Source organism: Leucobacter sp. 7(1), from assembly GCF_900163635.1.
GTDB lineage: Bacteria > Actinomycetota > Actinomycetes > Actinomycetales > Microbacteriaceae > Leucobacter.
Genome location: NZ_FUID01000037.1, coordinates 1 through 23,931, shown reverse-complemented (window position 1 = coordinate 23,931; position 23,931 = coordinate 1). Strand labels below are relative to the sequence as shown.

At 66.3% G+C, this 23,931-nt stretch carries 17 protein-coding genes; 8 read left to right on the top strand and 9 right to left on the bottom strand.

Features of this window, described 5'->3' with window-relative positions:
- Positions 1–24 precede the first annotated feature (24 nt).
- Positions 25–930 (bottom strand): LysR family transcriptional regulator, encoded by a 906-nt coding sequence (locus FM113_RS08390; RefSeq protein ID WP_176387129.1) that lies wholly within the window; start codon positions 928–930, stop codon positions 25–27.
- A 75-nt stretch (positions 931–1,005) separates the two neighbouring features.
- Between FM113_RS08390 and FM113_RS08385 the strand changes: the two genes are divergently transcribed.
- The 3 genes from FM113_RS08385 (at position 1,006) to FM113_RS08375 (ending at position 5,661) form a co-directional block, all read left to right on the top strand.
- Positions 1,006–2,583, top strand: a complete 1,578-nt coding sequence (locus tag FM113_RS08385) for an aminotransferase class I/II-fold pyridoxal phosphate-dependent enzyme (RefSeq protein WP_087013477.1) — start codon at positions 1,006–1,008, stop codon at positions 2,581–2,583.
- A 76-nt stretch (positions 2,584–2,659) separates the two neighbouring features.
- On the top strand, positions 2,660–4,090 hold the full coding sequence (locus tag FM113_RS08380) for an amino acid permease (protein ID WP_087013474.1): 1,431 nt from the start codon (positions 2,660–2,662) through the stop codon (positions 4,088–4,090).
- Between the two features lie 140 nt (positions 4,091–4,230).
- Positions 4,231–5,661, top strand: a complete 1,431-nt coding sequence (locus FM113_RS08375; protein WP_087013506.1) for an amino acid permease — start codon at positions 4,231–4,233, stop codon at positions 5,659–5,661.
- Between the two features lie 56 nt (positions 5,662–5,717).
- Here FM113_RS08375 and FM113_RS08370 read toward each other — a convergent pair whose 3' ends face one another.
- On the bottom strand, positions 5,718–7,130 hold the full coding sequence (locus FM113_RS08370; RefSeq protein WP_087013471.1) for an MFS transporter: 1,413 nt from the start codon (positions 7,128–7,130) through the stop codon (positions 5,718–5,720).
- Positions 7,131–7,197: 67 nt separating this feature from the next.
- A complete protein-coding gene (locus tag FM113_RS08365) occupies positions 7,198–8,085 on the bottom strand; it encodes an arginase family protein (protein WP_087013467.1) in 888 nt (295 codons plus the stop codon).
- A 113-nt stretch (positions 8,086–8,198) separates the two neighbouring features.
- Between FM113_RS08365 and FM113_RS08360 the strand changes: the two genes are divergently transcribed.
- Complete coding sequence (locus FM113_RS08360; RefSeq protein WP_087013464.1) at positions 8,199–9,776, top strand: PucR family transcriptional regulator; 1,578 nt, start codon at positions 8,199–8,201, stop codon at positions 9,774–9,776.
- Positions 9,777–9,811: 35 nt separating this feature from the next.
- On the opposite strand, the gene FM113_RS08355 is transcribed toward FM113_RS08360, so the two are convergent.
- Positions 9,812–11,038, bottom strand: a complete 1,227-nt coding sequence (locus FM113_RS08355; protein WP_087013461.1) for an acyl-CoA dehydrogenase family protein — start codon at positions 11,036–11,038, stop codon at positions 9,812–9,814.
- Between the two features lie 168 nt (positions 11,039–11,206).
- On the opposite strand from FM113_RS08355, the gene FM113_RS08350 reads away from it, so the two are divergent.
- The gene (locus FM113_RS08350; RefSeq protein ID WP_087013458.1) at positions 11,207–11,890 is read left to right on the top strand and encodes a TetR/AcrR family transcriptional regulator; all 684 of its coding nucleotides are present in this window, start codon (positions 11,207–11,209) and stop codon (positions 11,888–11,890) included.
- A gap of 504 nt (positions 11,891–12,394) precedes the next feature.
- Here FM113_RS08350 and FM113_RS08345 read toward each other — a convergent pair.
- Together FM113_RS08345 and FM113_RS08340 are read right to left on the bottom strand one after the other, a co-directional pair.
- The gene (locus FM113_RS08345) at positions 12,395–13,027 is read right to left on the bottom strand and encodes an MBL fold metallo-hydrolase (protein ID WP_087013455.1); all 633 of its coding nucleotides are present in this window, start codon (positions 13,025–13,027) and stop codon (positions 12,395–12,397) included.
- Positions 13,027–14,112 carry an S-(hydroxymethyl)mycothiol dehydrogenase gene (locus FM113_RS08340; RefSeq protein ID WP_087013454.1) on the bottom strand — a complete coding sequence of 362 codons (1,086 nt, stop codon included), beginning with the start codon at positions 14,110–14,112 and terminating at the stop codon, positions 13,027–13,029. Before FM113_RS08340 ends, FM113_RS08345 begins: the two co-directional genes overlap by 1 nt.
- Positions 14,113–14,433: 321 nt before the next feature.
- Between FM113_RS08340 and FM113_RS08335 the strand changes: the two genes are divergently transcribed.
- Together FM113_RS08335 and pdxS are read left to right on the top strand one after the other, a co-directional pair.
- Positions 14,434–16,449, top strand: coding sequence for a fibronectin type III domain-containing protein (locus FM113_RS08335; RefSeq protein WP_087013451.1), 2,016 nt, complete (start codon positions 14,434–14,436; stop codon positions 16,447–16,449).
- 191 nt (positions 16,450–16,640) lie between these two features.
- The gene (gene pdxS, locus FM113_RS08330; protein ID WP_087013448.1) at positions 16,641–17,552 is read left to right on the top strand and encodes a pyridoxal 5'-phosphate synthase lyase subunit PdxS; all 912 of its coding nucleotides are present in this window, start codon (positions 16,641–16,643) and stop codon (positions 17,550–17,552) included.
- An 81-nt stretch (positions 17,553–17,633) separates the two neighbouring features.
- Here the strand turns inward: pdxS and FM113_RS08325 are convergent, their stop codons facing one another.
- The 3 genes from FM113_RS08325 to FM113_RS08315 all read right to left on the bottom strand — a co-directional run bounded on the left by FM113_RS08325 (position 17,634) and on the right by FM113_RS08315 (position 23,247).
- The gene (locus FM113_RS08325; protein ID WP_087013446.1) at positions 17,634–20,750 is read right to left on the bottom strand and encodes a LamG-like jellyroll fold domain-containing protein; all 3,117 of its coding nucleotides are present in this window, start codon (positions 20,748–20,750) and stop codon (positions 17,634–17,636) included.
- 153 nt (positions 20,751–20,903) lie between these two features.
- Entirely contained in the window at positions 20,904–22,130 is a 1,227-nt protein-coding gene (locus FM113_RS08320) for a benzoate/H(+) symporter BenE family transporter (protein ID WP_087013443.1), read from the bottom strand.
- Between the two features lie 178 nt (positions 22,131–22,308).
- Positions 22,309–23,247 (bottom strand): DMT family transporter, encoded by a 939-nt coding sequence (locus tag FM113_RS08315; protein WP_087013439.1) that lies wholly within the window; start codon positions 23,245–23,247, stop codon positions 22,309–22,311.
- A 34-nt stretch (positions 23,248–23,281) separates the two neighbouring features.
- Here FM113_RS08315 and FM113_RS08310 point away from each other — a divergent pair, with 34 nt between their 5' ends.
- Entirely contained in the window at positions 23,282–23,875 is a 594-nt protein-coding gene (locus FM113_RS08310; RefSeq protein WP_087013436.1) for a TetR/AcrR family transcriptional regulator, read from the top strand.
- Positions 23,876–23,931 lie beyond the last annotated feature (56 nt).

Genomic DNA, 23,931 nt, shown 5'->3' with positions numbered 1-23,931 from the left:
CAGCTCGGCACCCCTTCCCCGGGACTATCCTGCGACGCGCTCCACCGCGAGGCGGCGCAGGATCTCACCCAGCCACTGCACCGCCGGGGGTACGGGGCCGCGACGCGTCACGAAAGAAACCCGCCGCTCGCCCAGATCCTGCACCGCGGGGCGCAGCACCACGTCGAAGTCCGCATCGACCGCGGCCGCCGTGGTCAGGGCGCACCCGAGTCCCTCCGCGACAAGGCCGTGGATCATCGTCAGGTCGTCTGTGCGCATCACCTCGCGCACCGGCAGGCCGAGCGAGTGATACACCCGCCGGAGCACCCGGTCCGAGGCTTCATCGGGATTGCGACTGCACACCCACGCGACTTCGGCGAGCTCGGCGAAGTCGAGCTCGGCACGCTCGCCGAGGGGGCCGCTGCGCGACACCATCACCCGATACGGTTCCGAGAGCAGCGTCGTACGTTCGACGTCCGGCACCGCGAGCGCGAGCTCGTCGGACACGTCGTAAATGAGCCCAGCGTGCACTTCGCCGCCGCGGAGCAGGCGCAGCACCTCGGTCGGCTCGGCCTCCACAACTTCAACCCGCACCGAGGTGCGCTGCTGCAACTGTGCGATCGCGGCGGGCATCAGCCGGGAGCCAATCGAGGAGAAGGTTCCCACCCGGAGCGTGACCACGCCCGCGTCGCGCTGATCCGCCACCGCGCGCTCCGCACGCTCGATCCGAGTGAGCACGGGTGCGATGTCCGCGGCGAACGCCGCGCCAAGCGGGGTCAGGTGTGCGCCGCGCCGATCACGGTCCACGAGCCGTACCCGGAGGTGGGCCTCAAGGGCGCTTAGGTGATGGGTCACTGTGGGGACCCCGTACTGCAGCGCGTCCGCAGCTTTTGTCAGGCTTCCGTGCTCACGAATGGCGAGGAGGACACGGAACTGCTGCAGCGACATCATGACATATATAGTATGTGACCACGCGCGAAAACCTGATACTGCGCATAGGGATGGGTTTCTTCTTACCCTGGAGCCATGCAGACCGTTTCTCCCGCGACCGATCTGGCCGCGCCCGCCGAAGCCGCCGTGACCTCCGACCCGATTGCGGACGCCACACTCACGAGTCCCGTGACGGCGGAGATCCCCGCGCACCAGTTTGAAACGCCCTACGCGGACGCACTCCGCTCGCTCGCCGGCCACGACTGGCAGCGGCTGCACGTTCCCGGCCATCAGGCGAACCCGGAGAACGCGCCGGGTGTCGCGAGTCTCGTCGGCGACGCGGCACTGTCGATCGACTTCCCGATGCTGTTCAGCAGTGTCGATCAGGAAACCTGGCGGCTTGTCACCCCCGGCCGCGTGACCCCGCTCATGCGCGCGCAAGAGCTCGCCGCCGAGGCCTGGGGCGCAAGCCGCACCTGGTTCATCACCAACGGGGCTTCGGGCGGAAACCACGTCGCCACGACCGTCGTGCGCGCGCTCGGCACCGAGCTCGTCGTGCAGCGCAGCGTTCACTCGAGCGTGATCGATGGCATCACCCACGTGGGACTCACCCCGCACTTTGTCACCGGCCACGTGGACACCGGGCTCGGTTCCGCGCACGGCGTCACCGCCGAGCAGGTCGAGACCGTGCTTGCCGCGAACCCCGACAGCTCGGCCGTGTACATCGTCTCCCCGAGCTACTTCGGCGCCGTTGCCGACATTGCCGCAATCGCACAGGTCGCCCACAACCACGATGTGCCGCTGATCGTGGACGAGTCGTGGGGCTCCCACTTCGGGCTGCACCCGAAGCTGCCCGTCAACGCGGCCCGTCTCGGTGCCGACCTCATTGTGTCGAGCACGCACAAGGCCGTCGGATCGCTGACTCAGTCGGCCATGATCCAGCTCGGCCACGGCCCCTACGCCGCGGCGCTCGAGCCGCTCGTGGACCGCGTGGTGCGCTCCCACCAGTCGACAAGCTGCAGCGCCCTCCTGCTCGCCTCGCTCGATGAGGCGCGCATGAACATCGTGACGCGTCCCGAACTCGTCGAGCGCGCTCTCGCGACAGCCGAGGACATCCGCGCCCGCGTCCGGGCCGATCGCCGGTTCCGCGACGCCACCCCGGACATCCTCGCGAGCCCCGACGCGATCACGAACGACCCGTTCAAGATCGCGATCGACACGCGCGGCGCGGGCATCACCGGAAGCGACGCGCACTACCAGTTGCTGCGCGACCACCGCGTGTACGCGGAGCTGTCCACGCCGTCGGCGCTGCTGCTGCTCGTCGGCGCGGTCTCCCCCGTTGACGTCGACAGGTTCTGGAACGCGCTGCAGGCGCTTCCGGAGGCCGCCATTGAGCCCGAGCGACCGATCGTGCTTCCCGCGGCGTGCGAGCGCGCGATGGGCCTGGGCGAGGCGTTCTACAGCCCCGTCGAGGTGGTCCCGTTCGACCAGGCCGTTGGCCGCGTCTCCGCGGACTCACTCGCTGCCTACCCGCCCGGAGTCCCCAACGTGTTGCCGGGCGAGATCCTGAGCGCAGAGGTCGTCGATTTCCTGCGTGCCACCGGCGCGGCACCCTCCGGTTACGTTCGCGGCGCCGCTGATCCCGCACTGGCGACCTTCAGAGTCGTCGCGTAACGCCCACTACAATCTCCAGGTCACCCTGTACCCCGCGCCACACCCCGGCGCAGCCGTCCCCACACAAGGGAGTGTCATGTCCACGACAGTAACAAGCTCGCCCACCGGCGAGATGCAGCGCGGTCTCAAAAACCGCCACCTGCAACTCATCGCGATTGGGGGTGCAATCGGTACCGGACTGTTCCTCGGCTCCGGCAAGCTCATCAGCGTGTCCGGCCCGTCGATCATCTTCGTGTACATGGTCATCGGGTTCTTTGTCTTCTTCATCATGCGGGCCCTCGGGGAGCTGCTGCTGTCGAACCTGAACTACCACACCTTCGGGGACATCGCGAAGGACATGCTCGGCCCTTGGGCGGGCTTCTTCGTATCCTGGAACTACTGGTTCTCCTGGGTCATCGCGTGTGTCGCCGACATCATCGCGATCACCGCATACGTGCAGTGGTTCAACCCGGAGATCCCGAACTGGCTGCCCGCACTCATCACCGCGGGCGTCCTGCTTGTGCTGAATTTGCAGCCCGTGAAGTACTTTGGCGAGACCGAGTTCTGGTTTGCGATCCTGAAGATCGTGGCCATTCTCGGTCTCATTGCTGTCGGCGTGATCCTCGTGCTCACCGGCTTCACAAGCCCCGAGGGCACCCAGGCATCCTTCGCGAATCTGTGGGAGCACGGCGGCATGTTCCCGATGGGTGCCAGCGGCTTTGTGCTCGGCTTCCAGATGGGCATCTTCTCGTTCATCGGCGTCGAGATGGTCGGCACCGCTGCGGCAGAGACTGAAAACCCGCGCAAGACCCTCCCGAAGGCGATCAACTCGATCGTGCTCCGCATCCTCATTTTCTACGTAGGCGCTCTCGCGATCATCATGAGCGTGACCCCCTGGAACCAGATCGAGGCCGATAAGAGCCCGTTTGTGACGACGCTCGCGCTCGCAGGCTTCGGCCTCGCCGCCGCCGCGATCCAGCTCGTCGTGTTGACCTCCGCGGCGTCGAGCGCCAACGGCGGGCTCTACTCGGGCACCCGGATGCTGTTTGGGCTCTCGAAGGACGGGCACGCGCCGAAGTCGTTCTCCCTGACGGATTCACGCGGCGTCCCCCGCCGCTCGGTGTTCTTCACGAGCGTGTTCCTGTTCGCGGCGATCCCGCTGCTGTTCGCCGGCGACGGTGTTGTAGCCGCCTTCACCTTCGTGTCCTCAATGTGCGCCACGATGATCCTCTTCACCTGGGGCTCGATCGTCGTCAGCTACATCGTGTATCTGAAGCGCTACCCGGAGCGGCACGCCGCATCGAAGTTCAAGCTGCCGATGGCTCGCATCGCACCGTGGCTCGTGCTTGCGTTCTTCGTCTTCATCGCGGGCACGCTGCTCTACGGCGAAGACACGCGTCCGCCTTTCCTCGCGACGCCGTTCTGGTTCATCCTGCTCGCGATCCTGTGGCAGCTCCGCAAGCGCAAGCTGCAGCGCGAGGGACGCCCGCTGACCGCAGCGATCCCGCTCCCCGATTCGGAGGACTAGCCTTTTTCAGGTGATGCGCCCCGCCCCGGTTCCCATGCGCGAACCGGGGCGGGGCAGCGTCATTCTCGGACCCCGGGCTCCCCGCCGGAGCTGCGCGCGATGACTACAATCGGAACAACCCCTCTGGGATGGGAGACCTGATGACCACCACTGCCCCCGCAGGTGCGCACGACGAGCTCGAGCGCGGCCTCTCGAACCGGCACCTCCAGCTGATCGCAATCGGCGGTGCCATCGGCACTGGCCTGTTTCTCGGCTCCGGGAAGGTCATCAGCCTGACCGGCCCCTCCGTGCTGTTCATCTACGCGGTAATCGGCTGCATGATGTTCCTGCTCATGCGTGCCCTCGGCGAGCTGCTGCTCTCGAATCTCAACTACAAGACCTTTGGCGACATCGCCAAGGACCTTATCGGCCCCTGGGCAGGATACTTCGTCTCCTGGACCTACTGGATCACCTGGGTGGTGATCTGCGTCGCCGATATCATCGCGATCACGAGCTATGTCGCCTATATCAACGCAGATATCCCCGCCTGGCTGCCCGCGCTCATCAGCGTCGCCGCGCTCACGATCCTGAACCTCCAGCCCGTACGATTCTTCGGCGAGTTCGAGTTTTGGTTCTCCATGATCAAGATTGTGGCGATCCTCGCACTGATCGCCACGGGCATCGTATTGATCGTCTCGGGGTTCACAAACCCTGACACCGGCACCCAGGCTTCCCTCACGCACCTGTGGGAACACGGCGGCATGTTCCCGTTCGGCGCGAGCGGGTTCCTCCTCGGTTTCCAGCTCGGGATCTTCTCGTTCATCGGTGTCGAGCTCGTCGGCACCGCCGCAGCCGAAACCAAGGATCCGGCGCACAATCTCCCCCGCGCCATCAACTCGATCGTGGTGCGCGTGCTGATCTTCTACATCGGGGCGCTCACGGTGATCATGGCGATCACCCCGTGGGACAAGCTCGACCCGGATCAGAGCCCCTTTGTGACGACGTTCGCCTACGCAGGCTTCGGCGCGGCAGCATTTGCGATCAATCTCGTGGTCCTCACCTCGGCCGCTTCCAGCGCGAACTCCGGGTTCTATTCCGGCACGCGCATGATGCACGCGCTCGCCCGCGACGGTCACGCGCCCGGAAAGTTTGCGCTCACCGATGCACGCGGTGTGCCGAAACGGGCGGTGTTCTTCTCCACGGTGTTCGTCTTCTCGGTGGTCCCGATTCTGCTGCTGGGCGATAGCGTCATCCAGGCCTTCACCTTTGTCACCTCGGTGGCCTCCACGTTCATCCTGTTCATCTGGAGCATGATCGCGATCAGCTTCATTCAGTACCTGCGCAAGCATCCAGAGCGGCACGCGTCCTCCGCGTTCCGCACACCGCTGCCGCGGATCGTGCCGTGGCTGGTGCTCGCGTTTTTCGCCTTCATCCTTGTCACACTGGTCCTCGCCGACGACACGCGCCTGCCGCTCATGTTCACCCCGCTGTGGTTCATCGCGCTGGCGATCATGTGGCAAATCACCAAGCGGCGACTCCTGCGTGAGGGACGCCCGCTCACTGCGGCTGTCAAACTCCCCGACGCTGTGTGACCGGGGGCGGGGTACCAAGATTGGTCCCCCGCCTCCCCGGCACGAGGCCCGCCGGGCTAACTGGCGGACGCGTGCAGTCGGGCCGTGTGGATCTCGTGCGCCTCCTGCGCCGTCTCGACGTTCGGCTCGGAGCCCTGGAGTGGCTTCCCCGCAGTCTCCGGGAGGAAGCAGATCGTGATCAGGCCGATCACAGACATCCCCATGAGGTAGAAGGCCGCCGCCGCGGGGGTCCCCGTGGCGCGCACAAGCGAGTCGATCACGAGCGGGGCGGTACCGCCAAACAGGGCGATCGAGATGTTGTACGAGACGCCCAGGCTTGTGTTCCGGGAGGCTGTCGGGAACATCGCCGGGTAGGTCGCGGCGAGCGTGCCCATGTACAGTGCCACGGGAATCCCGATCAGGGCGAGCCCGGCAATGACACCGAACGACGAGTCCGAGCCAATGAGCGCAAAGGCCGGGTAGCTCAGCACAATGATCCAGATCGCGGCCGCGAACAGGACCGGGCGGCGACCCACTCGATCCGAGAGGAGGCCGACGAATGGCATCAAGCACGCCATCAGCAGCATCAGCGGCAGGGAGAAGAGGTTTCCCTGAATCGCATCGTGCTGCAGCACCGTTGACAGGTACGTCGGCATGTACGAGGTGAACGCGTAGCCCGCGGAGTTCGCGGCCGCCACGAGGAGGATCACCAAGAGCATCGGCTTCCAGTTCGCGGCGAACACGCGCAGCGGGTTCACCCGAAGCGACCCGCCGGCGGCGTCCTGCTCCGCCACAAGTGCGGCGAAGTGCGGGGTCTCCTCGACACGCATCCGCAGATAGACCGCGATAAGCCCGAGCGGGCCGGCGATCAGGAACGGCACCCGCCACAGCCCGTCCTCCATCGCCTGCTGCCCGAACATGATCTGCATCGCGGTCACGATCGCAGCACCGAGAACAAAGCCCAGGTAGCTGCCCGAATCGAGGAATGCGGCGTAGAAGCCGCGGCGACGATCCGGCGCAGACTCACTGATAAACGTGAGGGCCCCGGTAAACTCCCCACCCGCGGAGAAGCCCTGCAGGATCTTGAGCGCCACCAGCAGCGCCGCAGCAGTGGTGCCGATTGTCGCGTGTCCGGGGAGCAACCCAATGAGGAATGTCGCGACCGCGACGAGCGTGAGCGTCATGAACAGTACCCGTTTGCGCCCGATCTTGTCTCCGAGCCAGCCGAAGAACAGCCCGCCGAGCGGTCGGAACAGGTACGTGCTCGCAAACGTGCCGAGCATGAAGATGACCTGCGTCGCCTGGTTCGCGTCCGGCAGGAATACCGGGCCGAGCGTCACGATCAGATAGCCGAACACACCAACGTCGTACCACTCCATCACGTTGCCGACAAACGTGCCACGGACGGCACGGCGGAGGTCTCGTTTCTGGACAATGTTGACGGTCCCGGTATCGAGCTGCGGGGGAACCCCGGCGCGTGGCTCTTGCATTGCGTAACTCCTTCGTTGCTGGGTGGGGACGGATCGCCGCGGCGTCACTGCCGCGGCGATCAAGTGGCTACTTCGCTGCGGGTTCCTGCCCGAATACCGCGAAGTAATAGCAGAGGTAGGCCGCGAGCGTCGCGGTCATGTCTTGGTGGTCGGTCATCGGGTTCACCTCGGTCACTGCGAACGAATCGCAGTATGGTGCCAACGCAGACACCGCTTCGATGGCCTGGCGCGAGGTGATGCCGCCCGGCTCGAGGGCACCGGCGCCGGGGGCGTGTGCCGGATCGATCGCGTCGATATCGAATGAGAAGTGCACGTGATCGGCACCCGCAATGCGCTTCAGGATCTGCGCGACGACGGCGTCGGTCCCGAGATCGGAGAACTGGGCCGCCGTGATGCGGGCGAGACCCGAGTCTTCGAGATAGCGCTGTGAGGACGGGAAGTTGAAGTGGCGCAGCCCCACCTGGATGCTGTGCTCGGTGCTGGCGCGGCTCAGCTCGAGCGACCGGCGCATGCCGCTCGACTGGCTGTGGGTGCCCTGTTGCACGTTCTGGTCCATGACATCCAGATGCGCGTCGAAGTGGATCACCGCGACGGTTCCCTCGGTGGCATCGTGCAGGCCCTGGGTTCCCGCGAACAGGAAGCAGTCATCGCCCCCCAGCAGGATCGGGACGTGGCCGGCGCGCACACTCTCGCTGACGCGAGCGCTCGTGTTTGCCAGCGTGGTCATCAGGTCGTGGGCAACAACCTCCGCGTCACCACCGTCCGTGAGGCGGGGGGCTGCGTGGAGGGTCCCGCTCTCGAGCGAGAATACCTCGCCGTTCTCGACCCGCTGCGTGATCCAGCCGAGCGCGTGCCGAATCCGATCCGGCGCAAACCGGGATCCGGGGAACCCGAGCGTCGAGGCACCGTCGAAGGGCGCACCGATGAGTTCGAATTGACGGGTGGGGACGGACATGAGCGCTCCTCGGGCAGGGGAAAAGGTGATGTCCTCTAGCTTGTCGGGCCACGGCACCGCAGACAATCACGATTCTCGGGAATTTGGTGGAGAGAATCACTACTATCGTGAATATGGCATCCACCCTCGCGGATCTCCTGGCTGATCCCGCACTGCAACTCAGCTGCGCAACCGGGCACTCACTGCTGCATCGCGCGGTCACCCATGTCCACGTCGCCGAGGTCAACGACCCGACCCCGTGGCTGACCAAGGGGGTGCTGCTGCTCACCACGGGTCTTGTCGAACGTTCACCCGAACAGCTCGACGCGCTCTTCGCCGGCCTGGCCGCTCGTGAGGTCGCCGCCGTAGGATTCGGCGTCGGCCTGATCCTGAACGCCATCCCGGAGGCATGGCTGCGCGCTGGCGACGCCCACGGGATCCCGGTCCTGAGCGTGCCGCTCGACACTCCATACATCGCGATCTCTGAGTTCGTGTCGCGCCGGATCGCCGACAGGCAGCTCGACCAGGTGCGCCGGATGCTTGACGTGCAGCAGCGGCTTGCTTACTCCGACGCGACGCCCAGCCAGCAGATCGAAGGCCTGGAGCAGCTCGCCCAGGAACTCGAGGCCGCCGTGTACTGGATCGCCCCCGACGGCATCCGGCGCACCGTGGCGGGCCCCAGCGACGTCACGGAACGGGAGGCTCGGGGGATCACCGATGAGCTCTCCCGCCACCTCGCCGCGGGCCGCTCGAGCGGCTCCACCGCTGTGGGCACGCTGTTCCTGCATCTCGCCAGCACCGCGGGATCACCGCTCGCAGTGGCCAGGCGACGCCGGTACGCCCCGTTGGAACAGGGGCTGATCGGATCCATCGCCACGTTCATCGACCTGTCGCGCGACACAAGCGCCTTGGCCGGCCTCGCCGCCTCGCTGCGCGAGCAACTCATCACCGAGGCGCTGACCGGGCGCATGGCCTCCGATGCGCGCCTGTTCGAGACGCTCTTCCCTGGCACCCCGGTCTGCACCGTCGTCGCGTTCGGCCCGGGCCCCGCGGCCGCCCCCGCGCGGATGCGTGAACCGGCCGCAGGCCTTCTCCTCAAGTCCGCGATCGCGGTCTCGCTCGCCACACTGGACACACCTGCGACGCCGCTACTCAGCACCGTTGACGATGGATTCATGCTTGTCATTCCCGGGATCACGGACGCGAGTGTGGTGGCGGCCGTCGAGCAGTTCCTTCGCCGCGAGACCGGGAACCTCGCGAGCTGGCGGGCTGGGGTGAGCAGCCCCGGTGCGCCGGGGACGCTGCGCGCACTCGGGGAAGAGGCCCGCCGAGCATACCGGGCCACCGCCGCACGCCCAGAGGTGCGGGTCCTCCGGGCGAGCGAACTCGAACGCACGGACCTCCTCGACGAGTGGCTGCGCGGGAGCGGGGACGCACCCGTGTTCGGCACCTGGCGGAAACGCCTCGCTGAGCTCGACCATGCAAGCGCTGAGCGGTTGGTCGCGGCGGTCGCCGCCTTTCTCGCCGAGAACGGGGCGCTGGAGCACGCCGCCACCCGGCTCGGGGTGCACCGGCAGACTCTGAACACACGCCTGCGCGACGCCGAACGCGAGCTGGGCGTATCGCTCAGCTCTCCCGGAGACCGCGCACTTCTGTGGCTCGCGCTCGAGACCGGAGCATTGCCTGTGCCCGAGGGCGGCGGCCCCGGGTAGGCGGGCCAGGCGCGCTGAGGGCCTGGCCCCACCCCCTAGGCGAACGCGGAGATACCGGTGATGTCACGTCCGATAATGAGCGCCTGCACAGTTTCGGTGCCCTCGTAGGTGTGCAGTGCCTCAATGTCGGCAAAGTGGCGTGCGACGCGATTCTCAAGCAGAATCCCGTTGCCGCCCAGCAGATCGCGGGCGTTGCGCGCCATGTCGCGAGCGGTGCGGGTCGCGGTGAACTTGCCGAGCGACGCCCCCGGGCCCGAAAGCTCGCCGCGCTCCTCGGCACGCGTCAACTGCATCAGCAGCGTCTGCAGCGTGGTGAGCTGGCTGAGCATTTCCGCGAGACGGGCCTGCACGATCTGAGACGCGGCGAGAGGCCTGCCAAACTGTACGCGCTGTCTGGCGTAGTGCACCGCCGATTCGTAGACCGCCGTTGCCTGCCCGAGCGCCGCCCAGGCGACTCCGAGCCGAGTGGCCTGGAGCACCCGCGCGGTGTCCTTGAAAGAGTTCGCGCCGGGCATCCGAGCGCCCTCTCCCACCTCGACGCCGTCGAGTTCGATGTGCGCCTGCCAAATCGCGCGCAGCGAGACTTTCCCCTCAATCGTCGTGGCACGGTACCCGGGGGCATCCTGCGGCACGAGGAAGCCCTGCACCTGCCCGTCATCACCGCGCGCCCAGACCACGGCGAGCTGGCCCACGCTGCCGGATCCGATCCACTTCTTGTGTCCGTTGAGGACAAAACCGCCGGGCCGCGTCTCCGCCCGAGTCTCCAGGCTGACCGAGTCCGAACCGTGTGTCGGCTCAGTGAGCGCAAAGGCCCCCAGCTCGGTGCCGCGTGCGAGCGGCGCGAGCCAGCGCTCACGCTGAGCCTCGGAGCCGCACCAGGCAACGGAGCGCAGCGCGAGACCACCCTGGACGCCCACGATCGTGGCGACCGACCCGTCGCCACGCGCCAGTTCCATAGTTGTCAGGCTCGCCGCGAGCAGACTCTGCTCCGGGAAGCCCGGAACATCGACGCCGTCGCGCAGCAGGTCAAGCTCACCGAGCCGCTTGGCAAGGTCGAGCGGGTACTCCGCGCGGTCCCAGATCCCAGCAATGACCGGGCGGACTTCGGTCTGCACAAACTCGCGAGCACGCTCCCGGTACGCGCGATCCTCCGCAGGAACGTCCCGGAACACCCCGGCGACGTCGGGATCCAGCGGCTCCCAGAGTTCGTAGCTGGGCTCTTCGGTGCCCTGCGGGATGGGTCCTGTACCGGTCTGCGACATGGGATCGTCCTCTCCGCACCGCCCTGGTGCTGTGCCCCGAGACTGCCTGACACTCGGTACCAAGTCAAGCCTGCGCACAGAACCTTGGGAGAGTCCACAACTCCTCCTGCAGGGAAGCCCTCCCCTGAAACGGAGTCCCACAACGCGAAAATGTGCTAGCTTCGCTGCATGAGCAGTAAGCCGTCGCGCGCCGTGGCCACCCCGCAGAGCGCCCCCGCCGCGATCCGCCGCTTGGCAGAGCGCGGGTACGAGGCGACGACGGCGGAGGACCTCGCGGACGCCGTGGGGATGAGCCGCAGCACATTCTTTCGACGCTTCGGCAGCAAGGACGACGTGGTGTTCGCGGACCACGATCACGCCCTCGCCCAGGCCGAGGCCTTCCTCGCTGATACGACGCTCGCCCCGGGTGAGGCGCTCGTGCAGAGCACCGCTGACGTGCTGCGCCTCCTGACCCGCGATCCCGAGGCCGCGCGACTGCGCTTCGAACTTATGCGCGTCACCCCGGCACTGCGGGATCGCGAACTTGTCATCACGCACCGCTACGAGCGGGTGTTTACGCGGTTCATCCGGCGCGTCACCCCGGCAGAGACGCCCGGCTGGGTTGCCCCGGCACTCGCGGCGTCACTCGTTGCCGTGCACAACACAACGTTGCGCGAGTGGTTGCGCGGCTCGGTGCGCGACGCCGCGGGGGCCGTGACGCAGGATCTCCGACGCGTCGCCGGGCTGTACGCGCCTTGGATTGATCCCGCGAGCGCCGCCGTGCCGCGGCAGGTGATGGTCGCTGTGTACGACGCGGCCGGTTCACCCGAGGCAATTCTGGACGCGGTCGCGGCGCAGCTCCCCCGCCGGTAGGCCAGACCGGGCGCTCAGGCCTACCTCAGTGCCTCCGGCAGGACTCCCCTGTTTCCGCGTCTTTCCCACTCACCCACCTCGAACGCCACCGAGACCGCGATAGAGCACACGACGCTCAGGGAAAGAGTGCGAAATCGCGTTCTCAGGGGAGCTTGATTGCGAGGAGCACAGAGCGTCCGGGGTGCCGGGCGGGCTCCGAGTGCAGGCACAGCCCCGAGGCCAGGCCCAGACCCAGCGAGTCCACAATTATGCACCTCTGACTCCCTGAAAACGTGCGAGATTGAGTTCTCGCGGGTATCGTTCGGCTCCAGCGAGGGGAGTGACCTGGGTGCGAGGTGCCCTCATGCAGGGCACCTTCCGGCGAGATACCAAATTGGCACATTCCTGCCCTGGAAAAGGTGCGAGATTGAGGTCTCGGAGGCATCACTCCCGCGCGCGAGCAGCGCGGGGCAGCACGCAGCGCAACGCCCCGGGCACCTGCGGCACCCGGGGTGTTCCGCAGAGCTAGTGCCCTCGGGTGATCCACGCCTCGAGCTGCGGGGCCTCCGCGCCGATCGTTGTCGTGTCCCCGTGGCCCGTGTGCACCACGGTCTCCGCGGGGAGCGTGAGTAACCGGTTCCGGATCGACTCGATGATCGTGGGGAAGTCACTGTAGGAGCGGCCAGTCGCCCCGGGTCCGCCCTGGAACAGGGTGTCTCCGGTAAACACCGCGCCGAGCTCCGGTGCCACAAAACTCACCGATCCCGGCGAGTGTCCCGGCGTGTGCACCGCGGTCAGCGTCACGCCTGCAACCGCGAACTCATCACCGTCCGCAATCTCGGCTTCGGGTGCCACGTCCGGGTACACGGCGTCCCACAGCATCCGATCGGCCGGGTGCAAGTGGATCGGAGCGCCGAGGGCCGCGGCCGTGGCGCGCGCCGCCCGGATGTGGTCATCATGGCCGTGCGTGAGGAGCACCGCGAGCGTGCGTCGATCCCCCACAGCTTCGGCGACCGCGGCCGTGTCATGTGCGGGGTCGATGACAATGACCTCGGCGTCGTCTCCCACGATCCACACGTTGTTGTCCACGTCCCAGGTCCCACCGTCGAGCGAGAAGGTGCCGCTCGTGACGAGATGCGTAATCTGTGCGCCGGGCATTACAGCTCCACCACCGAACGCAGCACGGTGCCATCCGCCATCTTCGCGAAGGCAGCTTCGACATCGCCGAGGCCAATGCGCTCGGTGACAAAGCCGTCAAGGTCGAGTCGTCCCAGCTTGTACTGGTCAATCAGCATGGCAAAGTCGCGGCTCGGCAAGCAATCGCCGTACCAGGAGGACTTCAGCGTGCCGCCGCGACCGAACACGTCGAGCAGCGGGAGCTCAAGCGTCATCTCAGGGGTCGGCACCCCAACAAGGACCACACGGCCCGCGAGATCCCGCGCGTAAAACGCCTGCCGATAGGTCTCGGGGCGGCCCACGGCGTCAATCACGACGTCCGCACCGAAGCCGCCGGTGAGTTCCTGAATCGCGGCGACAGGATCAGTACCGCGCGAATTGACGGTGTGGGTGGCGCCGAAGCTACGCGCCTGCTCAAGCTTCGCGTCGTCAATATCGACGGCGATGATCGTCGTGGCACCCGCGAGCTGCGCGCCCGCGATTGCCGCGGTGCCGACACCACCGCAGCCGATCACGGCAACGGACTCGCCGAGCGCGATCGCGCCGGTGTTGATGGCGGCACCGATGCCCGCCATGACGCCGCAGCCCAGCAAGCCCACCGCGGCAGCGTCCGACTCCTCATCGATCTTGGTGCACTGCCCGGCGGCGACAAGCGTCTTCTCGATAAACGCGCCGATACCGAGCGCTGCCGACAGCTCCGTGCCGTCCTCAAGCGTCATCTTCTGCGTCGCATTGTGTGTGTTGAAGCAGTACTGAGCCTGACCCTTCGCGCAGGCACGGCACTGGCCGCAGACAGCACGCCAGTTCAGGATCACCCGGTCGCCTACGGCAACCTCGGTGACACCCTCGCCCACAGCGGCGACCCGCCCCGTAGCTTCGTGACCGAGCAGGAAGGGGAACTCGTCAGAGATGCCGCCCTGCTTGTAGTGCAGATCCGTGTGGCACACACCGCTGGTGATGATGTCGACGACAGCCTCACCGGGGCCGGGATCCGGAACGATGACCGTCTCAATTGTCGCCGGCGCGTTCTTCTCGCGGACCACGACACCCTGTACTCGATAGACCATAGATCTTCCTTTCACGCTCGCGACTTTGCGCACGGACGAGACCGCGTGGCCGCGTCGTGTGATTCCAGGCTATCGAGAACGTCCGAGGCGTGACCAGTCCCCCTGCCTGTCCGCGCGTCCGGCGACCCAGACAGGTCTTTGTCCCTCATCGGGCCACTCAGCGAGTCGCGCGAGTACTCAAATCTGCCCGTCTGGCGCACGGCCTGTGCTATGTCCGCACAGCTCCCGGTGAGCGACATGCACACCGAAATACGCTGATTTCGCGATCACCCACGAGGGGACCGCGGGAGCACACGGGGATCACCCCCGCGAAGGGACACCATGATGCATTCGAAACAGTGGGGCGGCCTCGGCGCCGCCGCGCTTCTGGCCGCCACGCTGCTGGGCACACCGCAGGCCGCACACGCAGTTCCTGACCCGCTGCCCGCGGGGAAAGCCGAAGGGAGCGGTGAATACGGTCTGATCGGGGACAGCCAAGAAACTGTGAACAGTATCTACGGGGTCGCCCTCGATGCGGGCGGGAGCATTTGGTACGCCATTGCTGACGGTGAGGAGCGGGGCATCGTGGAGTACCGTCCCGGTGCCTTCGACCCGAGCGCGGGCGATTATCTCGGCGGCGGCGACTACGCGGACGGACAGGGGTACTTGGGTTCAGCGTGGGAAGCTCCCGTGCGCTACGAGAACCGCGATAGTACCGCGGCAGACCCCACGGGCGGGACGCAGGTCTGGGCCGAACCGCGCGGGATCGAAGCGATGGCTGGCGGCGGCATCGCGGTGAGCGATACGAATGGCAACCTCGGCACGCCTCGAGGCACGATCCTCTTCTACGATGCGGCACACACGATCACGGGGAACGCCGGCGTTGGCGGCGACCAGGGCTGCACCCAGCTCGGCGAGGGTGAACTCGCGTGGGGTCCCTACTTCGGCTTCATTGGAGACCGGCTCTACGCGCCATACGAGGGCTGCAACGTCGTGAGCGTCTTCTCGGTACCTGACGGAGAGCCGCTCCACCGATTCACCGGGGTCGGCCAGACTGCAGGCACCCAGCCGAATCGCCCCGCCACGAATGGCCCCGGCGGGATCGACGAGATTTACGGTGTCTCATCCGATGGTGAGAAGCTCTACACCTCGGACCTCGGCTTTACCCGTGCCCCTGCCACCGGGATGGTGCAGCGATGGAACGTGGACCAGGTGAACTCCTCGTGGGAGCTGGACACCACGTTCGGCTCCAACGGAGCCCTGAGCTTTCCTGGCCAGATGATCTACGAGACTGTCGTGGGTGATGAGGGCGAGCTCTACGTGATTCCCCAGAGGGGCGCGATCCAGCGCTTCGACGAGTCCGGAAATTTCCAGGCCGAAGTGCAGGTACGAGATGTGCCCTACGAGCAAGCATGCGACCTCGCAGTCACCCCCGAGGGTTGGCTCGTGATGACTTCGAAGGGCGAGCATAGCCTCCGCCTCCTCGCGCAGAGCCCCGATCCTGTCACCGGGCTCACTGGCGGGACCGGAGCGACGGCGGGCAGCGTTACGCTGAGCTGGGACGCCGTGACTCACCGCGCCGGCCAGGTCCCCGTCCTCGACTATGTGATCGAGCAGTCTGCGGACGGCGGATCCACCTGGCAGACGATCGAGCGTGACATCAGCACGGCGACGAGCGCGACGATCAGCGATCTTGCCCCCGGCGAGTACAGTTTTCGGGTGGCGGCCTACAGTGAAGCCGGGCGAGGCGATCTCGCTCGTGTCGATGACGTCGTAGCCGCGGCCCCACTTCCGGGCATTGCGGCGACGCTCGCGGGTACCGCTCCGTCAGAGAGCGAGATCGACGCGCCGATCATGTGGGAGGCCACCCTCACGAACCCCAGCAACACACCCCTCACCGATGTTGCGGCGGCCTTCTCCCGCGGTGCGGGGAACACCTCAGAATCAGTTGCAGTGGCAGATCTCCCCGTCGCCGCGAGCGCAACCGCGACAGTTTCGACGCCGACAACCCGTGCGGAACTCGCCGCTCTCAGCGCGTCGAACACGGTCGAGGTTACCGGCACGGCGCCGGATGGCACTCGGGTCAAGGCGGACGCTGCACTCACGATTACACTCCCGTCACCCGACCCGGGCACTGATCCCGGCACCGACCCTGGCACCGATCCTGGCACTGATCCCGGGCCTGATTCGGGTACCCACCAGGGCCAGGGTCCTACTCCGGGCATTCCCGATCCCCTCGCCCGCACAGGCGGCACCCCCTTCATAGGAACGCTCCTCGGGGCCGGTGTTCTGCTCGCGGCAGCCAGTGCGCTCGGGGCCGCGCGGTGGCTCCAGCGCCGACAGAGCAGGCGGGTGTAGTTCAGACACCCGTCCACTCGAGACCGATACGCCCGGCAGCGACTCTCACTCATCGTTGCCGGGCGTATCTCTCCGCTCGGGATAGCGCTCGACGGCGCGTCGACCCGTCTCCCACAGCGAACAAGTGGTTCATTCAGACCCGCTCAAAGTGGATCTTGAAACAGTCCAATTGGTCCGCCAGGCTTGCACCCATGTCTACGAATACACAGTCCAAACTGCCCTCCTCAACTCCGTCCGCGCTGGTTCGCCGCGGCCTTGCCGATCACCTCACCGGCGGGGTCATTATGGACGTGGTGACCGCGGAGCAGGCACGTATCGCCGAAGACGCTGGTGCCATTGCGGTGATGGCACTCGAGCGTGTTCCCGCGGACATTCGCGCCCAGGGCGGAGTGGCCCGCATGAGCGATCCGGACCTGGTCGCGGGGATCCAGGACGCCGTATCGATTCCGGTGATGGCTAAAGCTCGCATCGGTCACTTTGTCGAGGCACAGGTGCTGGAGTCGCTCGGTATCGACTTCATCGACGAGTCTGAGGTCCTCAGCCCGGCAGACTACGCGCACCACATTGACAAGCACGCGTTCACCGCACCGTTCGTCTGCGGTGCCACAAACCTCGGCGAGGCGCTGCGCCGGATCGCGGAGGGCGCGGCAATGATCCGTTCAAAGGGCGAAGCCGGCACCGGCGATGTTTCCGAGGCAACAAAGCACCTGCGCACGATCCGCAGCGACATCGCGCGCTTGCGTGGCCTCGATCGCGCCGATCTCTACCTCGCCGCCAAGGAGTTGCAGGCTCCGCTCGACCTCGTCACCGAGGTCGCCGAACGCGGGACGCTTCCGGTCCCACTACTCACCGCCGGTGGTGTGGCCACCCCTGCCGACGCGGCAATGATGATGCAGCTCGGAGCCGACGGTGTTTTCGTGGGATCGGGGATCTTCAAGTCCGGCAATCCCGCGCAGCGCGCCGCTGCGATCGTCGCCGCAACGCGCGCTTTCCAGGATCCCGCAGCCGTGGCGGCCGCATCGCGCGGGCTCGGCGAGGCGATGGTCGGCATCAACGTCGCAGACCTCCCCGCACCCCACCGCCTCGCCGAGCGCGGCTGGTAGCGGCCACAGGCATTCACGCAGTGTGCCGCCCGGATCGCAGCGTCCTCTGCGATCCGGGCGGCACACTGCGTGATTCGGCCGCTACTTCCGGACTCGGCGCAATGCGAACACCGCACCGGCCGCCGCGATCAGCACCCCGGCCGTACCCACGAGCGCCCAACCCGTCGCAAGCTGATCGCCGGTTGCGGCGAGGCGATCCCGGCCAGGCCCGGTTCCCGCATCACTCTGAGTGCCCGGCGTGTGTCCGTCAGGGCTGCCCTCGCCCGTGCCTGACCCGTCGCTGCCTGACCCGTCGATGACTGACCCGTCTGTGCCTGACCCGTCTGTAGCGCCGCCGTCAGTGTTCCCACCGTCAGTGTTGCCGCCGTCAGTGTTCCCACCATCAGTGTTCCCCCCGTCAGTGTTGCCGCCGTCACTGCCCTGGGCGAAGTCGACCGACACAAGCACCTTTCGTGAGACACCGCTCAGCACAAGCTCGTCCCCTTCCACAGTTGAGGACTCCGCGCCACTCACTGAGATCACGGAGTCGGCGGCCTGGAACCCCGGCTCAGGAGACAGCGTGAGTCGGATCTCACCGCCCTGGTCTGCCACACCCGTTGCCGGCGTCACCGTACCGTTCCGCCCCTGAGCCGCATACGCAAACCGCACCGGCTGCGCCTCGACAGCGGTGACCGCGTCCTGAATCCCCAGAAAGCTCTCACGTAGTGCCGCGGCACTCGGTGCGGGGTCTACACTCACCTCGGTGCCGCGTTGGGTCGCGGCGGCGAGCGCCTCATTCAACTGCGCATCGAACACCTGTCCGCCGGCGGCGGCTACCTCGTGTGTGTTCATCAGCTCCGTCGCGTACTCGACCGCACGGGTCAGCGCGGTGAGCTCCGCGCCAGTGTCGCCCGCGGCGAAGAGCCCGGAGACGTCCTCGGCGGTGAGCGCAGAGCTCCACATCTTCAGATCGTCCATGTCGAGACCGGCACCATACTTCTTGCTGCCGTCAACGCCGACAAGCATGTTGAGTCCGCTCGTCAAACTCCCCACACCGGCAATGCTCGTCTCCTGCGCGAGTGCCCCGTCCATGTAGACGCTGGCCAGGTTTCGCCTGCGATCTACGGTGAGCGTCATCTGGTGCCATCCGTCACGGAAATTCGCGACGGCCCCGGTGGCATACACCCCGTTCACGCCGTCTCCGAGAGTGAATTCGAGCTTGCTCGTGTCGGTCCCCTGCGGCGCGAGATTGATGCCGGAGCGGTACCAGTTGGCCCAGTTCTTGTTGCTGATGATCGCCGCGTAACCGTCCACGGCGGTGACCTTCGTCCAGAAACTGATCGTCAGATCCTTGTCCGCTCCGAGGTCAAATTCAGGCCGCGATCCGAGATCAAGGTAGCTTCCGGCACCGGCACCGATCCGCACGGCCTGCCCGGCCGCTCCCGCCCGATCGGTGGCAACGTAACTGACCGCGCCCACAGGTTTCGGGACCGGCGCAGCTGCGGCCGCGCTTCCCGTGTCGGTCACATCCCCCTCGAACGCGAGGTTCAGGAACTCGCCGCCGGGGGCTTCAGGCGTCTCGGGGAAGACGGGAAACTCAAGTGTTCCCGCGGTTCGGACCGTCCCTGTCAGTGGGGTCGAAGCGTTCTGGAAGTCGTCAAACGCCGTGACCGACACCGTGTAGTTCTTCGCCGGTTGCAAGCCTTGAATATCAAAGCCCATCGTGTTCGGGGTCATGAAGAAGCGTGAGTAAGCCTTGAACGTCCCGTCGAACGATTTGGGCGCATTCTTGCCGAAGTCCGGGACCTGATTCGCGGTGAACGGCACCGGTCGCCCGGAACCGTCGGTGATCGTGACCTCGTAGTAGTTCACGAGTTCGTCGTCCCGCGCCTGGTCGAAGCCCAGCGTGAGCGAGGTCTCGGTGACGTCGGTCGCGGCAACGGCCGCGGCCTCCCACCAGGGAGCGACGGTGCTGCGTTTGTCACTCGTGTACGTGAAACTCGCTGTACCATCGCGGGCATCGACAACCCACGGCATGCCCATCCAGCGTTGGTGGGTGACATCGAAGCGGCGGATCACAGTCTCCCCGCTCTCGAGCACGGTGATGAAGTTTGCGCTCTTTTGCGGGGTGCCGCGTTCCGCGTCGCCCTGATTTCCCTCGAAGTACCCGCCGCCAATAAAGTCGCTCGGCACATCCTGGTAGATGTAATTCATTGAGGCGTTTTCGTAGACGGTGAAGTCTTTCTGAAAGATGCTCGTCTCCGGATTGGAGGAGAAGTGCGTGTGGGCGGAGCCCAATACAGCCTGCGGATAGTCCGCGAGGATCCGCTGCAGTTCGGGACCCGCCATGTCGTAGTCCCTGTGGAAGGGGCCGCCGAGCGACGTGCCCGAGTAGCCACTGTGAATCGAAACGAAAATCGGCTGTGCCGGATCATAGTCCAGCTGCGCGGCGATGCTGGCGAGCGTCGTCCGCAGATAGTCCTGGTAACCGGTGCGCTGCCCCGAGTACCCGAAGGTGTGCGTTCCGTTATAGTCGAGGCCGATGAAGTCGATGCCCTCGATCGTGGTGTGGAAGTTGCTGACGAAGCCGGTGTCGGCGTTCGGGTAGAACCACTCGGGCGCGTTCGCGGGTGCGCGCTCGGCGCGAGCGTCCGCGATCGTGGTGCCCATCAGGTCGGCGATGTCGTGGTTGCCCTGCGTCAGGAGCACCTGCGCCTCGGGGAATGTCTCTCGCATCAGGCGCTCGACGGCGCGGTACCACCCGGCGACCTTCTCACTGTCTCCGGCGAGGTGTGCGGAGTACTCGGGATCGTTCGCACCGACCACGTCGCCGTTATCGACCACAGCGTCAGGGGTGAATCCCTTCTGATCCGCCCAAGAACGCAGCGTCTCGAAGTGCGGCAGTGCGCCCGCGTACGCGACTTCCTCGGATGTCTGATCCACGGTCGCCGTGCCGCCGAGCTCCGTGTCCGACATCGTGATGAATTCGACCCGCGCGTCCGCGCCGTTGTAGGCGTCGTTCGCGGTATCGATGCGCTCCTGCGTCATCGCCTGCGGTGCGCTCGCGACCACGTCAAGCTGCTCGTTGGCGAGCGCGGGGACCGCTGGAACAAGCAGTGTGAACACGGTGAGCGCGGCGACCGCGCCCGCACGCAGAGAGCGACGCGGATTCGTCGTAGCGCAGCCGGGGAGCTGCGGCGAACGTGGGACGTGCAACATGGGGATCCTCTCGAATGGGGGTGCACCGGAGTGCTCCCCCATTCACCCAGGCGCAGGCGGTGCCCTGGTGTCCGAGCCGTGAACGCGCGGCGAACTCGACGAGAGACAGTGGCCGATCCGTGCACCGCTGTGCACAGTTGCCCAGGCGCACCCTCAGTGTGGGCGGGCAGCACGCTCCGGCACGTGATCAGTCACGGCGCGCTGCGGGGCGAGGACCAGGTAGACGAGGCTGCCCGCGATCAGTGCCCAGAACGCCGACCCCACACTGAACAGCACCACACCGGACATCGTGACCGTCAAGGTCGTAAGGGCTGCAAGCCCCGTACGCGCGTCATTGCCGACCATCGCGCCCCGGAGCGCCGTCAACGCGGACCCCAGAAGTGCCACCGCGGCGAGCACCGATACAGTCTCGCTCGGGATCGCTTGGAATCCTACGACGAGCAGCCCGCCGAAGGTTCCGACGATCAGGTAGGTGAGCCCACCGGCGAGGCCCGCAACGTAGCGCTTGCGTTGATCCGGGTGGGATTCGGGACCGAGCGCTATCGCTGCGGTGATGGCCCCGAGGTTGATCCCGTGGCAGCCAAACGGGGCCAGTGCAGCGGACACAGAGGAGATCGACCCGACAATGAGTCGGTCATTTGGTGCATATCCCTGGGAGTGCAATAGGGCGAGGCCTGGTGCGTTTTGCGAGGCCATCGTGACGATAAACAGCGGCAGCGCAACACTGATGAGCGCGGGGAGCGTGAACTCCGGCATTGTGAACACCGGACCGCCAAGAGTCAGTGACGGCCGGACGTCAGGGAAGGATCCCGTGCCCCAGGTCACCAGCAACCCGACCACGAGCGCGCCAAGCACGGCGTAGCGGTCGAAAAAGCGCTTCCCCAGGAAGAATGTGATCACGATGCTGCCCGCGATGAGTGGGGCGCTGGCAAACGCCCCCGCTGCGCTGACAACAAACGGTACGAGGATTCCCGCGAGCAGCGCCTGCAGCACGGCCGTGGGCACGCGTGCGAGCAGCCAGCCAAACCACCCAGTGAATCCCACCGCGGCGGCAGCGACCGAGGCCACCAGGAACGCGCCGACAGCCTCCGCGAAGCTGAACCCTCCGAGCGAGGCGATGAGGAGCGCGGCACCGGGCGTCGACCAGGCTACGATGACCGGGATCCGAGTGAACAGGCTCAGCGCGATGCTGCATACGCCATTGCCGATGCAGAGCGCCCACACCCAGGAGGCGGTCTGCGCTTCGCTCAGCCCCACGGCTCGCGTCGCCTCAAGCACAATGAGAAACGGCCCGGCGAAGTTAATCAGTGCGGACAGAAAGCCCGCGATCACCGCCGAGAGCGATATGTCCCGCCAGACCGGGGTGCGCGGCGCGGTCATCGGCTACCCCGTGACGATACCCGGACGTGGACCCGGGTGATCGAGAGGAGAAACGGTAGCGCAAAACCTTGGATAACGTTATCAATAGTTCGCATACAACAGAATAACAGACGCTGCTGGCGGGGCACCCCGAGTATCGCTTGCCGGATCGAACCTCCTCACGGTCCAGAGCAGCGCGCTATTGGACATCGTCGGCCTTGCGCCAGGAACCGGCGGTCCTGCCCGGCGCGCGGACCACGAGGAGCACCGCGACAATTGCGAGCCCGAACCCCACCCCGGTCACCAGAGTCAGTGGCTCGCCAAACATTACGGCACCCCAGACTCCCGTTACCGGGGGCACCAAGAACATCAGGGTATTCACCGGAGTGACCCCGATCCTACGGATCAACCCCCAATACAACCCGTACCCACCAAAGGTGGCGAGCACGATGAGCCAGAGCAGCGCCAGCCAGAATCCCCCACTGTCAGGCGGGACAGCGGTGCCGTTCGCGAACGCGACTCCGGTGAAGATCACCGCGGAGGTCACGCAGTGGATCGCGAGCACCCGCAGCGGCGGGAGGGGCACTCCTCGCCGTTCAAGAAACGTTGCGGCAACGAGGCACAGCATCCCGAGAAACGGGATCGCATAGGCCCAGGGCGGGGCCACAGTACTTGGATGTACCGCGTCCGCCCCTGTGACGAGCACCACCGCGAGAACGCCGATCCCGAGCCCCCACCACTGCCGCCCCCGCACGGCAACTCCCAGGAGCGGCCCGGCGAGTGCGGCGACCACGAGGGGCTGACTCCCGTCGATCAGCGCGGTGGTCCCCGTACTCACGCCGAGTCCGATGGCAACGTACACGCTCAGCAGGTACCCCGACTGCGAGAGCACCCCTACCAGCACTTGGCGCCGCATTTCCGCGATCGGCACCCCGTCACCGACAGATCGGCAGAGAACTGGCAGCAGCAGCACCGCGAGCGGCAGGAATCGCCACATGAGTACGGTCGTCACCGGGGCCACGCCCGCGCCCAGCTTGGCGCCGATAAACCCTGACGACCAGCACAGCACAAACAGTGCCCCGAGCCCGACAGACGCCGCGGCTCGCCGCACCGCTGGTAAACCGATCTGTATACTCATGGCGCTTAGTATACAGACCTGTATACTCGTTGCTATGGCGCACTCCGAGCTCTCCCCGAAGGCCCGCGCGATCCTTGATGCCGCGAGCGAGCTGTTCTACTCCCAGGGCATCCACGCGGTCGGCGTCGACACAATCGCCGCGCACGCAGGGGTCACGAAAAAAACCCTCTACGAGCGGTTTGGGTCAAAAGCCGAGCTAGCTGCCAGCTACCTCAGCGCGCGCGATGCGCAGTGGCGCGACTTCCTCGAGGCCCGTCTCACGGCAGCCGAACCCGACCCCGAGGCGCAGTTACGGGCAGTCTTTCAGGCCTCCGCAAGCTGGAGCGCCGAGCGCGGGCAGCGCGGCTGCGCGATGATCAACGCGCACGCCGAGATCAGCGATCCGGAACACCCTGCCTACGCTGTCCTGATCCACCAGAAATTGTGGATGCGTGACGTTTTCGCTTCGATCGCTGAGGCAGCCCAGGTCCCTGAGGCCGAACAGCTGGCCCGCGGCATCTTCATCGCGCACGAGGGTGCGCTCGCGACTTCCGGCATGGGCGTCGTCTTCGAGGCGTTCGACGCAGCACAGGAGATCGCGATCACGGCACTCCGCGCAGGCCGCAGTGCCGAATCAGCCGAGACCTAGGTGTAGTTCCTTGGGACGTTGTGAACGTTCGGGATAGGTGAAGACCTCCGGCAGGA

What these genes read in the sequence shown, in the direction of transcription:
- FM113_RS08320 (WP_087013443.1), bottom strand. Translation starts at nt 22,130, where the DNA reads ATGACCGCGCCGCGCACCCCGGTCTGGCGGGACATATCGCTCTCGGCG.
- FM113_RS08340 (WP_087013454.1), bottom strand. Translation starts at nt 14,112, where the DNA reads ATGGTCTATCGAGTACAGGGTGTCGTGGTCCGCGAGAAGAACGCGCCG.
- pdxS (WP_087013448.1), top strand. Translation starts at nt 16,641, where the DNA reads ATGTCTACGAATACACAGTCCAAACTGCCCTCCTCAACTCCGTCCGCG.
- FM113_RS08350 (WP_087013458.1), top strand. Translation starts at nt 11,207, where the DNA reads ATGAGCAGTAAGCCGTCGCGCGCCGTGGCCACCCCGCAGAGCGCCCCC.
- FM113_RS08325 (WP_087013446.1), bottom strand. Translation starts at nt 20,750, where the DNA reads ATGTTGCACGTCCCACGTTCGCCGCAGCTCCCCGGCTGCGCTACGACG.
- FM113_RS08335 (WP_087013451.1), top strand. Translation starts at nt 14,434, where the DNA reads ATGATGCATTCGAAACAGTGGGGCGGCCTCGGCGCCGCCGCGCTTCTG.
- FM113_RS08375 (WP_087013506.1), top strand. Translation starts at nt 4,231, where the DNA reads ATGACCACCACTGCCCCCGCAGGTGCGCACGACGAGCTCGAGCGCGGC.
- FM113_RS08380 (WP_087013474.1), top strand. Translation starts at nt 2,660, where the DNA reads ATGTCCACGACAGTAACAAGCTCGCCCACCGGCGAGATGCAGCGCGGT.
- FM113_RS08310 (WP_087013436.1), top strand. Translation starts at nt 23,282, where the DNA reads ATGGCGCACTCCGAGCTCTCCCCGAAGGCCCGCGCGATCCTTGATGCC.
- FM113_RS08360 (WP_087013464.1), top strand. Translation starts at nt 8,199, where the DNA reads ATGGCATCCACCCTCGCGGATCTCCTGGCTGATCCCGCACTGCAACTC.
- FM113_RS08365 (WP_087013467.1), bottom strand. Translation starts at nt 8,085, where the DNA reads ATGTCCGTCCCCACCCGTCAATTCGAACTCATCGGTGCGCCCTTCGAC.
- FM113_RS08390 (WP_176387129.1), bottom strand. Translation starts at nt 930, where the DNA reads ATGATGTCGCTGCAGCAGTTCCGTGTCCTCCTCGCCATTCGTGAGCAC.
- FM113_RS08345 (WP_087013455.1), bottom strand. Translation starts at nt 13,027, where the DNA reads ATGCCCGGCGCACAGATTACGCATCTCGTCACGAGCGGCACCTTCTCG.
- FM113_RS08370 (WP_087013471.1), bottom strand. Translation starts at nt 7,130, where the DNA reads ATGCAAGAGCCACGCGCCGGGGTTCCCCCGCAGCTCGATACCGGGACC.
- FM113_RS08385 (WP_087013477.1), top strand. Translation starts at nt 1,006, where the DNA reads ATGCAGACCGTTTCTCCCGCGACCGATCTGGCCGCGCCCGCCGAAGCC.
- FM113_RS08315 (WP_087013439.1), bottom strand. Translation starts at nt 23,247, where the DNA reads ATGAGTATACAGATCGGTTTACCAGCGGTGCGGCGAGCCGCGGCGTCT.
- FM113_RS08355 (WP_087013461.1), bottom strand. Translation starts at nt 11,038, where the DNA reads ATGTCGCAGACCGGTACAGGACCCATCCCGCAGGGCACCGAAGAGCCC.